Source organism: Tindallia texcoconensis (assembly GCF_055383815.1).
On record NZ_AP042431.1, the window covers coordinates 822,043 to 836,549 of the forward strand.

At 43.8% G+C, this 14,507-nt stretch carries 8 protein-coding genes and 2 rRNA genes; all 10 read right to left on the reverse strand.

Going from position 1 to position 14,507, the window contains the following annotated elements:
• Positions 1-36: 36 nt before the first annotated feature.
• The 10 genes from ACZ47N_RS03960 to ACZ47N_RS04005 all read right to left on the reverse strand — a co-directional run bounded on the left by ACZ47N_RS03960 (position 37) and on the right by ACZ47N_RS04005 (position 14,145).
• Positions 37-2,976: ribosomal RNA gene (locus tag ACZ47N_RS03960) — 23S ribosomal RNA — on the reverse strand.
• Between the two features lie 132 nt (positions 2,977-3,108).
• Positions 3,109-4,638 (reverse strand): 16S ribosomal RNA (locus ACZ47N_RS03965).
• The 16S and 23S rRNA genes sit together here, the layout of an rRNA operon.
• Before the next feature lie 662 nt (positions 4,639-5,300).
• Positions 5,301-6,797 (reverse strand): lysine--tRNA ligase, encoded by a 1,497-nt coding sequence (lysS, locus tag ACZ47N_RS03970; protein ID WP_464887838.1) that lies wholly within the window; start codon positions 6,795-6,797, stop codon positions 5,301-5,303.
• A 38-nt stretch (positions 6,798-6,835) separates the two neighbouring features.
• Positions 6,836-7,324, reverse strand: a complete 489-nt coding sequence (greA, locus tag ACZ47N_RS03975; RefSeq protein ID WP_464887839.1) for a transcription elongation factor GreA — start codon at positions 7,322-7,324, stop codon at positions 6,836-6,838.
• Between the two features lie 187 nt (positions 7,325-7,511).
• Positions 7,512-8,420, reverse strand: coding sequence for a tRNA dihydrouridine synthase DusB (gene dusB, locus ACZ47N_RS03980; RefSeq protein ID WP_464888408.1), 909 nt, complete (start codon positions 8,418-8,420; stop codon positions 7,512-7,514).
• 91 nt (positions 8,421-8,511) lie between these two features.
• The gene (locus ACZ47N_RS03985; protein ID WP_464887840.1) at positions 8,512-9,354 is read right to left on the reverse strand and encodes a methyl-accepting chemotaxis protein; all 843 of its coding nucleotides are present in this window, start codon (positions 9,352-9,354) and stop codon (positions 8,512-8,514) included.
• 164 nt (positions 9,355-9,518) lie between these two features.
• Positions 9,519-10,259, reverse strand: coding sequence for a 3-oxoacyl-[acyl-carrier-protein] reductase (gene fabG, locus ACZ47N_RS03990; RefSeq protein ID WP_464887841.1), 741 nt, complete (start codon positions 10,257-10,259; stop codon positions 9,519-9,521).
• Between the two features lie 68 nt (positions 10,260-10,327).
• A complete protein-coding gene (locus ACZ47N_RS03995) occupies positions 10,328-11,179 on the reverse strand; it encodes a 3-hydroxybutyryl-CoA dehydrogenase (protein WP_464887842.1) in 852 nt (283 codons plus the stop codon).
• Between the two features lie 54 nt (positions 11,180-11,233).
• Positions 11,234-12,535 carry a GntP family permease gene (locus ACZ47N_RS04000; protein ID WP_464887843.1) on the reverse strand — a complete coding sequence of 434 codons (1,302 nt, stop codon included), beginning with the start codon at positions 12,533-12,535 and terminating at the stop codon, positions 11,234-11,236.
• Positions 12,536-12,582: 47 nt separating this feature from the next.
• Positions 12,583-14,145 (reverse strand): acyl CoA:acetate/3-ketoacid CoA transferase, encoded by a 1,563-nt coding sequence (locus tag ACZ47N_RS04005; protein ID WP_464887844.1) that lies wholly within the window; start codon positions 14,143-14,145, stop codon positions 12,583-12,585.
• Positions 14,146-14,507 lie beyond the last annotated feature (362 nt).

A 14,507-nucleotide genomic window follows, 5' to 3' on the forward strand; every position in this document is an offset into this window, starting at 1 on the left:
GTTCCCTCAAAACTACATGAAACGTTCTGCACAGGTTAGGTCAAGTCCTCGTACCATTAGTACCGGTCAGCTGCATGCATTGCTGCACTTCTACCTCCGGCCTATCAACCAGATCGTCTTTCTGGGGTCTTACCTCCTTACGGAGTGGGAAATCTCATCTTGAGGCGGGCTTCGTGCTTAGATGCCTTCAGCACTTATCCCTGCCATACGTAGCTACCCAGCGATGCTCTTGGCAGAACAACTGGTTCACCAGCGGTATGTCCATCCCGGTCCTCTCGTACTAAGGACAGATCCTCTCAAATTTCCAACGCCTGCGACGGATAGGGACCGAACTGTCTCACGACGTTCTGAACCCAGCTCGCGTACCACTTTAATGGGCGAACAGCCCAACCCTTGGGACCTACTTCAGCCCCAGGATGTGATGAGCCGACATCGAGGTGCCAAACCTCCCCGTCGATGTGGACTCTTGGGGGAGATAAGCCTGTTATCCCCGGGGTAGCTTTTATCCGTTGAGCGATGGCCCTTCCACGCGGTACCACCGGATCACTAAGTCCGACTTTCGTCCTTGCTCGACTTGTAGGTCTCGCATTCAAGCTCCCTTGTGCCTTTACACTCTACGCACGATTTCCGACCGTGCTGAGGGAACCTTTGAGCGCCTCCGTTACTCTTTAGGAGGCGACCGCCCCAGTCAAACTGCCCGCCTGACAGTGTCCCAGAACCGGGTTACGGTTCGTGGTTAGAATTCCAGTACGAAAAGAGTGGTATCCCAAAGGCGACTCCTCCGAAACTGGCGTTCCGGGTTCTTAGTCTCCCACCTATTCTGTACGTTCCGTACCAAAATCCAATGTCAGGCTGCAGTAAAGCTCCACGGGGTCTTTCCGTCCTGTCGCAGGTAACCAGCATCTTCACTGGTATTACAATTTCACCGGGTCTATTGTTGAGACAGTGCCCAAATCGTTACGCCTTTCGTGCGGGTCGGAACTTACCCGACAAGGAATTTCGCTACCTTAGGACCGTTATAGTTACGGCCGCCGTTTACTGGGGCTTCGGCTCCGAGCTTCGGTTACCCTAACTCTTCCCCTTAACCTTCCAGCACCGGGCAGGCGTCAGCCCCTATACTTCGTCTTTCGACTTTGCAGAGACCTGTGTTTTTGCTAAACAGTCGCTTGGGCCTATTCACTGCGGCCGGGGGAGGCTCCTAAAGTTTTTTATTCACCTCTCCCGGCACCCCTTCTCCCGAAGTTACGGGGTCATTTTGCCGAGTTCCTTAACAATAGTTCTCCCGTTCGTCTTAGGATTCTCTCCTCACCCACCTGTGTCGGTTTGCGGTACGGGCACCTTGATTCTCGATAGTGGCTTTTCTTGACAGTGTGGATTCAACCGCTTCGCTACTTATATTTCGCTCCCCATCACTTCTCAGGATTGAACCAGCGGATTTGCCTACCGGTTCTCCCTACCTGCTTGGACGCGCTCAACCAACGGCGCGCTCGGTCTATCCTCCTGTGTCCCCACTTCTCTCAATCGAATCTCGGTGGTACAGGAATCTCCACCTGTTATCCATCGCCTACGCCTTTCGGCCTCGGCTTAGGTCCCGACTTACCCTGAGCGGACGAGCCTTCCTCAGGAAACCTTGGGTTTTCGACGGGCAGGTTTCTCACCTGCCTCTCGTTACTCATGCCAACATTCTCTCTTGTGTGCGGTCCACCAGATTTCACAATCCAACTTCGCTCCGCACGCATTGCTCGCCTACCATGTACCTTAGTACATCCAAAACTTCGGTGGTATGTTTTAGCCCCGGTTATTTTCGGCGCAAGATCCCTGGACCAGTGAGCTATTACGCACTCTTTAAATGTATGGCTGCTTCTAAGCCAACATCCTGGTTGTCTATGCAATCTCACATCCTTTTCCACTTAACATACACTTGGGGACCTTAGTTGTTGGTCTGGGCTGTTTCCCTCTCGACTACGGATCTTATCACTCGCAGTCTGACTCCTGGATTTCTCGATAGGCATTCGGAGTTTGATAGGTGTTGGTAACCGGTGAAGGTCCCGCGACCATTCAGTGCTCTACCTCCTATCGAGGTTTGTTCCAAGGCTAGCCCTAAAGCTATTTCGGCGAGAACCAGCTATTTCCGTGCTCGATTGGAATTTCTCCCCTACCCACAGCTCATCCAATGACTTTTCAACGTCACCTGGTTCGGTCCTCCACGAGATTTTACTCTCGCTTCAACCTGGCCATGGGTAGATCGCACGGTTTCGGGTCTGCAACCGGTAACTATTCGCCCTATTAAGACTCGCTTTCGCTACGGCTCCGCTCCTGAAGAGCTTAACCTTGCTACCAATCGCAACTCGTTGGCCCGTTCTACAAAAAGTACGCGGTCACATTCGTTAAAAATGCTCCCACAGCTTGTAAGCAAAGGGTTTCAGGTTCTATTTCACTCCCCTCCCGGGGTTCTTTTCACCTTTCCCTCACGGTACTATTCGCTATCGGTCACTGGGTCGTATTTAGCCTTGGGGGGTGGTCCCCCCGCGTTCCCACCGGGTTTCTCGTGTCCGGTGGTACTCTGGAGCATTCTCGTTGTGGTTCGCAATTTCGTCTACGGGATTGTTACCCTCTTTGACTCGCCTTCCCAGACGATTCGACTATCGCTACTTCTCAACTTAATGAAAATGTCCGAACCCCAAATGGCCGTAACCATTTGGTTTGGGCTCTTCCCGTTTCGCTCGCCGCTACTCGGGGAATCGATGTTTCTTTCTCTTCCTCGGGGTACTTAGATGTTTCAGTTCCCCCGGTCTCCCTTCCAACCACTATGTATTCATGGTTGGATACGCCAGGTTCTCCTGACGTGGGTTTCCCCATTCGGATATCTACGGATCAATGCTTGCTTGCAGCTCCCCGTAGCGTTTCGCCGCTTACCGCGTCCTTCTTCGGCGCCCAGTGCCAAGGCATTCGCCCTTTGCTCTTTCTTTCTTGACCTGTTTTACTGCTTTTCTGTGCTTTCTTCGTTTCATGTAGTTTTCAAGGAACAAATGTTATAAATAAATGCAAGAGAAAAAAGCTCTCTCAAAACTGAACAGCAGATGTTCGAAACCTTTTTTTACTCCTTAGAAAGGAGGTGATCCAGCCGCACCTTCCGATACGGCTACCTTGTTACGACTTCACCCCAGTTATCGGCTTCACCTTCGACAGTTCCGTCCGTTAGGTTCGGTAACTGGCTTCGGGTGCTTCCGACTTCCGTGGTGTGACGGGCGGTGTGTACAAGACCCGGGAACGCATTCACCGCGACATGCTGATTCGCGATTACTAGCAACTCCAACTTCATGGGGGCGAGTTGCAGCCCTCAATCCGAACTGGGACCGACTTTATGGGGTTCGCTCCAGATTGCTCTTTCGCTGCCCTTTGTATCGGCCATTGTAGCACGTGTGTAGCCCTGAACATAAGGGGCATGATGATTTGACGTCATCCCCACCTTCCTCCGGTTTATCACCGGCAGTCTCATTAGAGTGCCCAACTTAACTTGCTGGCAACTAATAACAGGGGTTGCGCTCGTTGCGGGACTTAACCCAACATCTCACGACACGAGCTGACGACAACCATGCACCACCTGTCTCCTCTGTCCCGAAGGAAAGGCAATCTTACTTGCCGGTCAGAGGGATGTCAAGCTCAGGTAAGGTTCTTCGCGTTGCTTCGAATTAAACCACATGCTCCGCTGCTTGTGCGGGTCCCCGTCAATTCCTTTGAGTTTCACTCTTGCGAGCGTACTCCCCAGGCGGAGTGCTTATTGCGTTAGCTCCGGCACTGAGGTTTGACCCCCAACACCTAGCACTCATCGTTTACGGCGTGGACTACCAGGGTATCTAATCCTGTTCGCTCCCCACGCTTTCGTGCCTCAGCGTCAGTTACAGTCCAGTAAGTCGCCTTCGCCACTGGTGTTCCTCCTAATATCTACGCATTTCACCGCTACACTAGGAATTCCACTTACCTCTCCTGTACTCAAGCTAAGCAGTTTCAAAGGCTTACATTGGTTGAGCCAATGCCTTTCACCCCTGACTTACTTAGCCGCCTACGCACCCTTTACGCCCAGTGATTCCGGATAACGCTTGCCCCCTACGTATTACCGCGGCTGCTGGCACGTAGTTAGCCGGGGCTTCCTCCTATGGTACCGTCACTTCTTCTTCCCATAGGACAGAGCTTTACGACCCGAAGGCCTTCTTCGCTCACGCGGCGTTGCTGCATCAGGGTTTCCCCCATTGTGCAATATTCCCCACTGCTGCCTCCCGTAGGAGTCTGGACCGTGTCTCAGTTCCAGTGTGGCCGGTCACCCTCTCAGGTCGGCTACTGATCATCGCCTTGGTGAGCCGTTACCTCTCCAACTAGCTAATCAGACGCGGGCCCGTCTTGATCCGATAAATCTTTCTCTATTAAAAGATGCCTTTCAATAGAGCTATGCGGTATTAGCACTGGTTTCCCAATGTTGTCCCCCTGATCAAGGTTGGTTGCCCACGCGTTACTCACCCGTCCGCCGCTAAGTAACTTCTTCTTCCATCCGAAGATTTCCGAAAAAGCACTCCGCTCGACTTGCATGTGTTAGGCACGCCGCCAGCGTTCATCCTGAGCCAGGATCAAACTCTTATATAAAGTCTTCCCTAACCCAAGCCTAAGCTTGCGTTTCTTGCTATCACGTCTTTGACGTGTGGTTTCGTTCTTTTCTGCTGTTCAGTTTTCAAGGAGCTTTTCCGTTGTCGCTCTTTCGAGGCGACTAGATCATCTTATCATTTTTTTCTTTGTCTGTCAACATCTTTTTTAAAGTTTTTTATGTCTTCAAAACTACTTTTAAGGGATGTTGAATTTCGCTGCCGCCGTAATTTGACGACTTGATTATCTTACCATTTTTACTTTTGTTTGTCAACATCTTTTTAAATGTTTTTGTTGTCTATTTTAAAGGATGTCGAATTTTTTCTTGCCGCAATTTGGCGACTTGATAATAATACCACCCATAAAGAACGATGTCAACACTTATTATCATAAGAAATTATTGTCGGATTAATCTAGGATTTCCTAATCTTTGTCCTAGTCTATAAATTACCCAAGTTCCATAGGATTAAACATTTTATTTTCATCTATATCCAATAAAGAGACTCTTTAGAATCCATAAAAAAGACGCTTCGCGTCTTGTTAGTTGGAAAGTTGGTTAGTTGGAAAGGAAAAGCAAAGTCAAAGTCACAAAATAATCCACAAGTTAAATGCGCATGCTATTTCCTTAGACATAAAAAAACAGCGACTCAAAGTCGCTGTTTGTCCTATTCTTTCTTTCCTGGATCTTGTGGCTTCATAGTCGGAAACAGGATGACGTCTCTTATAGAAGGAGAGTTTGTCATCAACATGACTAGCCGATCAATCCCTAATCCCATGCCCCCAGTTGGCGGCAAACCTATTTCTAGTGCGTTTAAAAAGTCTTCGTCTAAAGGATGTGCTTCTTCGTTTCCTGTTTCTTTTTCTTTTACTTGTTCCATGAAGCGCTCTCTTTGATCCACTGGATCATTTAACTCCGAAAAGGCATTGGCGATTTCCCATGTATTAACGAATGCTTCGAATCGATTGGTCATAGTGGGCTCTTCAGGGTTTCTCTTGGCTAGTGGTGAAACTTCTACTGGATGATTTGTAATGAACACTGGTTGAATTAAGTGTTTTTCGACATAGGCTTCAAAAACTTCACTGATTACATGGCCTTTGGTCATGTTTTTCGTTATTTCCAACCCTAGTTTTTTCCCTAAATTTCTCGCGTCTTCGTCTGTATGGATACTGGAAAAATCAATTTGTGCGTACTCTTTGCATGATTCTTCCATGGTCATTCGTATCCATGGTGGTTGGAAATCTATCTCAACCCCTTGATACGTTACCTTAGTGGTTCCAATAGCCTTTTCCATTGCGTAGGCTACTAGGTTTTCCGTCAGTTCCATTATGTCCTTATAATCTGCGTAGGCTTGGTAGAGCTCTATAGAAGTAAATTCAGGATTATGTTTGATAGACATGCCTTCATTCCTGAAAATACGGCCAATTTCATATACCCGATCAAAGCCACCTACAATTAAACGCTTAAGATGTAATTCTGTGGCGATCCGAAGGTACATATCAATCCCAAGGGCATTATGGTGGGTAATAAAGGGTTTCGCATTTGCTCCGCCAGCCAGTGTATCCAGAATAGGGGTTTCCACTTCTAGGTAATCCCGTTGATCCAAATACTCTCGTATGGCTTTAATGGTATTGCTCCTGGTTTTAAAAACGGATTTAACTTCTGGATTTACGATTAAATCCACATATCTTTGTCTATATCGAATATCCGTATCTTTAAGGCCATGCCATTTTTCAGGCAAAATTTGTAATGATTTTGTCAATAGCTTGACTGCATCGGCCTTAATAGATATTTCTCCTCGTTTCGTTTGAAAGACAATTCCGTTCACTTCTATGATATCCCCGATATCATAGTGTTGAAAGTCTTCATAGGATTCATGGCCAATACGGTCTTGACGAACATATACCTGAACCTGTCCTTCTTTATCTTGAAGGTTAATAAAGGTTGCTTTCCCATGTTCTCGCCTTGTCATAATTCTACCTGCTATTATTACTGTCTCATTTTCCAGTTCTTCGAAGTTATCCTTCACCTCATGGCTGTAATGGCTTACTTCTACTCGTTCCACCACAAAAGGGTTTTTCCCGTTTTCTTTTAAATTCTTAAGTTTCTCGTGACGAATTTTTCTTAATTCGTTTATATTTTGTTCTTCTCCTGTATTGTTCATTCCAACACCGTCCTCCTTTATGGTCGCTTTAGCCGTCTCTATGCATCAGATTTCTCAATTTTGATGACCTCATAATGGGTCACTCCGTCTGGAATTTGAATTTCTGCTTTTTCTCCCACTTTTTTGCCAAGCAGTGCTCGTCCCACTGGAGACTCATTGGAAATCTTGGCCTCGTAAGGGTCGGCTTCGGCAGATCCTACAATTGTATATTCCATCACTTCGTCATGACCTTCTTCTTTTACATGGACTTTTGACCCTACACTCACCAAATCGGTCTTGATATCATCCTCATCGATAATAACTGATTTTTTCAATATGTTTTCCAGTTTGATAATTCTTTCTTCCACTTGTGCTTGCTCATTTTTCGCCTCATCATATTCCGAGTTCTCACTAAGATCACCAAATGCAATAGCTTGTTTGATACGGGCTGCAATTTCTTTTCGTCGAACTGTTTTTAATTGTTCTATTTCGTTTTCAATTTTTTCTTTCCCTTTGGGTGTTAATACCATTTCTTTATTATTCATCATCTATTATTCGCCTCTCTTTCAAATATCCTTAGATCATTCTGTTTAATATCGTAACACATTTTGAATTCTCTATATAACAAGAAACACTGACCATGATCAGTGTTTCTTTCCATACTTTATCCAAGTAATTATAATTCAGCCCCTGCAGATTGTCAAGTCCTTGTCAACGCAGTACAAAAGTGTTGTTTTAGCGTAGGCATCTCTCCATCAAAGAAATCATTTCTTCTGCCGATTCTGCATGATTCATTTGTGACCGCAATTTGGCTGAACCCGTAAACCCTTTTGTATACCAAGCCGCATGTTTCCTCATTTCTTTTGTTGCAATAAATTCACCTTTATGGTCTATCGCCAGTTTCAAATGTTTTTGGAATATCCGCTTTATTTCATGGGTATTTATCTTCTCCGTAGGATGGGTTCCCTCTAGCAAATGATTGATCCCTCTGAAAATCCAAGGCTTTCCACGAACCCCTCGAGCAACCATCACGCCATCGCAACCTGTTTTTTCCATCATCTCTACAGCATCTAGAGGGCTAAAGATATCCCCATTCCCTACAACTGGAATACGAACCGCTTGTTTTACTTGACGGATAATAGACCAATCTGCTTTTCCAGCATAAAACTGTTCTCTTGTACGACCATGAACGGTTATGGCCTTGACTCCGTTTTCTTCGGCTATTTTTGCTATTTCAACAGCATTGATCCAAGATTCATCCCATCCTTTTCTTATTTTAACGGTTACTGGTTTCTGGGAAGCCTCCACCACGGCTCTGATGATGCGACCTGCCAGTTCAGGGTTTTTCATCAAAGCAGATCCATCTCCATTTTTTACTATTTTAGGAGTCGGGCATCCCATATTAATATCTAGTACATCATGAGGTTGATGATTCAGATGTTTCGCTGCCCACGCCATAATTTCTGGGTCAGAACCAAAAATCTGGATCCCTACTGGTTTTTCTGTCGGGTCAATTTTAAGTAATTCAGCTGTTTTTTTATCGCCATAAAACAATCCTTTCCCACTAATCATTTCCGTCATAGTCATGCCACAGCCCATCGACTTACACACCGTGCGAAAAGCTAGATCTGTTATGCCTGCCATAGGGGCCAGGATTACTGGTTCTGGGAGTATTACCTTCCCTATTTTTAATGTTTTCAATGTTCATTTCCTCACTTTACTATCCTCACTAGGATTACCATTGTTTCGCTTCATACTTTAATTGCTCGATAATATCTGTCAATGAACCCACAGCCTCATCCACTTGATGATTTGACTGAGCTTGTTCTAGTGCTATTTTTTTTACATCGCTAATGCCCCTTGCGATTTTTTCGTTGATCTCTTTAATATCTTTAAGGATTTTCTCAATGTTGACGATGGACTCATTGGAAGAGACGGCCAGTTTTCGTATTTCTTCTGCAACTACAGCAAAGCCTTTCCCAATTTGTCCTGACCGAGCTGCTTCTATTGATGCATTCAGTCCTAATAAATTGGATTGACTGGAGATTCTTTTAATGACTGACGTAATTTCTTCCGTTGTATCTGCATAACTCAACGCCTCTTTGGACATGATTTCCAGTGCTTCTCCAGTTCCTGATAACCGTTCTGCTTCCTTCACTACATTTTCCGAAGAAGCTTTAAGTTTTCCAATCCCTCGACTTATGGTTTCTGCCATTTCTAGCAGTCTCTCTTCATGCTCAGTAGATTGCAGAAAAACAATGCCACCCACTATTTTTGACTCGTGGAACAAAGGAGTTGCTATCCCGATATAGGGGAATCCGAATAATTCTTTACCCATTCTTTCTGAAACAGGCTGTCCCTTTTCCATACATCGATATACAGCCGTTTCCTTTTTTAACTTATCACCTGATTTTACAGGAAAAGAAATGGCTTTACCAGGATAAAAAGCAATGTATTTTTCTCGGTCACAAATGGCAATCGCCACATCATTGACAGTTAAACTGCTCATGTATGGTGCTACCTCTATAAAGGATTGAAGAATTTTCTGGTTTTCCCCTAAGCTTGTTTCATAGCCCATATCCATCACCTTTCTTATGTAAAAAATTTTAGAGAATCACTTTTTAGCCGAGAGTAATATTGTACTTCAACATCCCTAATCAAGCAAGATGGCCAGATAAAAAGAGCTGGTGTCACCAGTTTTCAATGTCACCAGCTTTTCACTATTCCTTTTATAGCGATTCTTTAAAGAACAACGCCACCGTCCACACTTAGTACAGCACCAGTTACAAAACCAGCTTCGTCTGATGCTAGGAATGCATAGGCATTGGCAATATCTTCTGATGTTCCCAGTCTATTCATAGGGGATTTGTCCTTCATCATATCCAAAACGTTTTCCGGCATTTTTTCCACCATGGGTGTTAGAATAAACCCTGGAGCTACTGCATTAACTCTTATACCTTTTTTCCCTAACTCCTTAGCCCACGTTTTGGTCATCCCAATGACACCCCACTTCGTTGCTGCATAATTGGTTTGGCCAAAATTTCCATATACACCAACTACAGAAGATGCATTTAAAATGACTCCTCCTCCTTGGTCAGACATGATTTTAGCAGCAGCCTGTCCACAATTGAAAACACCTTTTAGGTTTACATCAATCACTTTATCAAAATCTGCTTCTTCCATTTTTACCAGTCTGCTATCCGCTGTGATACCCGCATTATTCACTACAACATCCAGAGATCCTTTTTCTGCTTTAATGTCTTTCATCATTTTTTCAACAGCTTCACGATCCGTAACGTCCACTTCAAAAGCCATAGCATCCACGTTTATTTCTTTGAGCTCTTTTATTACCTCCCCCATACTTTCCATTGAAATATCACAAACAGCCACCATTGCTCCTTCTTCCCCAAATTTCAACGCCGTTGCTTTTCCAATTCCTCTTGCCGCACCTGTAATGACTGCTATTTTACCTTTTAATCTCATCCTTAATTCCTCCTTTGTCTAATTGTGTTATCACAGTACCCACGCCTATCCTTTACCATTGCTTCTGACTATTCATACTCAAAGAATCCTTTTCTTGTTTTACGTCCTAGCAAATTTCCCCTCACCATTTTTCGCAACAATGGATGTGGTCGATACTTGGAGTCTCCATACTCTTCATATAAAACTTCCATTATATGCAAGCATATATCATTCCCGATGAGATCCGCCAATGCCAAAGGCCCTATCGGATGATTGGCTCCTAATTTCATTGCTGTATCAATATCTTCAGCCGACGCTACTCCATCTCCTAAAACACCAACAGCTTCATTAACCATCGTTACCAATATCCTATTTACCAAAAACCCAGGAGATTCTTTGACTTCTACGGCTGTTTTATTTAGTACTTCCGTCATTTCCATCACAAGATCCCTTGTGGCATCGTCTGTTTTAATTCCTTTAATGACTTCTACCAACTTCATTACTCTAACTGGATTAAAAAAATGCATTCCTACGACTTTTTCTGGCCTATTGGTGCTACTTCCCAGCTCTGTAATGGAGAGAGAAGATGTATTGCTAGCCAAAATTGTGTCTGGATGACAAACTTCGTCCAACTCTTGAAATATTTTTTTCTTGATAGACATTTTTTCTGAAGCTGCTTCAATCACAAGCTGGCAATCTATCAGCATTTGATTTTCACTGGTTCCTTGAATTCTATTCATAATAGAATCTTTTTCTTCTGACGTCAACCATCCTTTGATCACTGATTTTTCTAAACTTTTACTTATATTTTCCACACCCTTGATGGCCAAAGATGCTTCCATGTCTTTCATAATGACATAATACCCTGCTTTAGCAATTATTTCAGCAATTCCTGCCCCCATGACTCCAGCACCAACAATAGCTACTTTTTGAATTTTCATAGACTACCACCTTTCTTCAAAGAATCTATAGACCTGCCTAGCCTCAAGGATGAATTATACTAGACCGATGCTTGCAAGCAGGATGGCAACAATAACCGCCAAAACTGGTATAGCAGTTCCTACCATAAAAATATCCTTATAAGAGTCTTTATGAGTCATGGCACATACCGCTAACAATGTTAATACGGCACCATTGTGAGGCAGCGTATCTAATCCACCACTTGATAGGGAGGCTACTCTGTGAAAGGCTGCTGGATCAATGCCTGTAGTCAATGCTAATTCCATGTACCGATCCCCTAGTGCTGCCAAAGCGATTCCCATACCACCAGAAGCCGAACCAGTGGCACCCGCCAATATGTTTACGGATACCGCTTGTGAAATCAATGGATTGCCTGGAATTCCCAATACTAAGTCTGTCAATGTTTCAAAGCCTGGAACCGCTCGAACTACCGCTCCAAACCCAACAGCTGCACTGGTATTAATGATGGCCAATACAGATCCAGATGCACCAGCATTCACCGTTGCTACTTTTTCTGGTAAGCGGTTAAAGTTTAAGGCTATCCCCACAAGAATCCCTGCTAATAATGCCACGATAATATCAATGTCTCTATTAAATAAGATCGGAAATACATTGAGAATAACAACTACTGTTAACAAAGGTACTAAAGAAAGAATAGGACCGGGTAAGTCTTCTCCATTGCTATCCTGAAGCTTTTCTTTCGGTTCGGTAAATAAGTCTCCAGCTTCCCTTAGTTTTTTCTCGCTTCTAATAAGCCAAAGCATTCCTACTCCCAGCATAACTGCCGCTCCTGCCATCCCCATAATCGGTGCAGCCATAGGGGTTGTTCCATAGTATTCCATTGGAATAAGATTTTGAATTTGTGGCGTTCCTGGCAAGGCTGTCATGGTAAAGGTAAAAGAACCTAGTGCAATGGTTCCAGGAATCATTTTACGTGAAATGTTAGCTTCTCTAAACAATGCTAATGCCAATGGGTACATCGCAAACACGACCACAAACAAAGAGACGCCACCATAGGTTAACACAGCGCAACCCATGACCACAGCAAATATGGCTTTATTGGTCCCTATTTTAGATGTAATCCACTGAGCAACCGAGCGGGCTGCACCAGAATCATCCATGACCTTTCCAAAAATGGCACCAAGCATGAATACAGGGAACCATGACTTTGCAAATCCAACAAACCCACCCATGTATGCTTCTCGATAGGCTTCTACCAAGTCCAAGCCTCCTGTAAGCGCCACTAGGCCTGCGCAAACCGGTGCCACCCAGATAATAGACATTCCTTTGTATGCTAAAAACATTAGTAATGCCAATCCAATAATAATTCCAATCATTTCGCTACCTCCTTTTCATCTTTCCCTTCAATAAGAATTCTTTCCAACTATGACTCATCAAAGGTGAAGTTCATTTTTTCATGGTTAAAAATTCGCTTATCCATGGTTTTAAGATTTGTATCGATTTTTGGCTGGAAATCCATTTGGTCCAATATGTCCTTTTGCAAATCCATTCCAGGAGCTATTTCTGTTAAGACTAACTCTCCTTGTTTCAACTCAAACACAGCACGTTCTGTCACATAAAGCACAGACTGATTGGTTTCAGTCGCATATATCCCACTAAACGTAATTTGCTCTACATCAGGAAGAAATTTTTTGAATTTTCCTTCCTGAACAATCTTAAGATTTCCATCCAGGGTTTCTTCTTTGAGTCCACCAGCCGTAAAAGTACCGCAGAAGACCACTTTCTTAGCATTTTGTGTGATATTAATAAATCCTCCAGGTCCGGTAATTTTAGGGCCAAATTTGCTCACATTGATATTCCCTTTTTCATCGCATTGTGCCAATCCTAAAAATGCAACATCTAATCCACCTCCATCATAAAAATCAAATTGATTCGGTTGATCAATGATAGCCATTGGATTCGTGGCAGCTCCAAAGCTCAATCCACCGGCAGGTACTCCTCCAATTGGACCAGGCTCAACTGTTAGTACCATCTGATCCCCGATCCCCTCTTCATTAGCCACATTTGCAACCCCTTCTGGCATACCTATTCCCAAATTAACAACAGCCTGTGGCACCAGTTCCATCATAGCCCTTCTGGCAATAATTTTTCGTTCATCCAAGTTCATTGGCTTCATCTTGTTCACTGGCACCTGTATGGTCCCTGAGTAACTTGGATTATAAGCCTCTGCAAAGGTTTGCATATGGTTGGCCATATCTTCTACTTCTACTATGGTATCCACATATATGCCTGGTATCTTTACCATCCATGGATTCAGCGTCCCGGCTTTCACCACTTTTTCTACCTGCACGATGACTTTGCCTCCAGAATTTTTGCATGCTTGTGCAATAGAGAGTACTTCCAGGGACCCTGCTTCTTTTTCCATGCTTACATTTCCATTTTCATCTGCATAGGTTCCCCTCAACAATGCAAAATCGATAGGAAATGCTTTATACATCAAATATTCTTTCCCACGAATTTCAATGATCTCTACCAAATCCTCTTGGGTAATGGCATTTAATTTTCCGCCCTCAATGCGTGGATCCACAAAGGTTTTTAGGCCTACATGCGTAATGGTACCCGGTTTACCTGCAGCAATGTCTCTGAAGAGATGAGCCATTACCCCTTGAGGAAAGGTATATCCTTCTATTTTGTTTTCCAATGCTAATTTCTGAACTTTCGGAGCCAAGCCCCAATGTCCACCTACAACCCGTTTAAGAAGTCCTTCATGGCCAAAATGGTTTATGCCTTTGTCTTTTCCATCTCCTTGACCAGCACAGTAAGCCACAGTCAGATTTTCAGGTTCTCCGTATTCCATGAATCGTTCTTCCAAAGCAATCTCCAATTCTTCAGGAACTGCATTGCCTACAAAACCTCCGGTTACTACGGTACTATTTGAGTCAATCAAAGCGACCGCTTCTTTTGCCGACAAAAATCTTGGTGCCATTTTAATTCCCCCTTTATGTTTTTTATTCCTTATCTATTATTGCAACTCACATGCCAACATGAAGCACAAACTCTTTTTCTTTCAATAATTCTTTGAAAAGGACCTTCTCTTTTTATCAGGTATTTTTTATTAATTCTTTCAGAACAAAGATGCTACCCCTCTTATTCCTTGCTTGACAACCGATTCTTCAAAACATAAAAAAGCCTCTAATTGTCTATTTGTTATATGTATAACAAATAGACAATTAGAGGCTTTTTTATGTAGTTGTACATTTTATGAACATTCCTTTGGAATAAATAGACAATTCTTAATTTTTAGTTTCTTGACCCTTCTCTATTCCCTTGGTCCAACTTTCACAATCA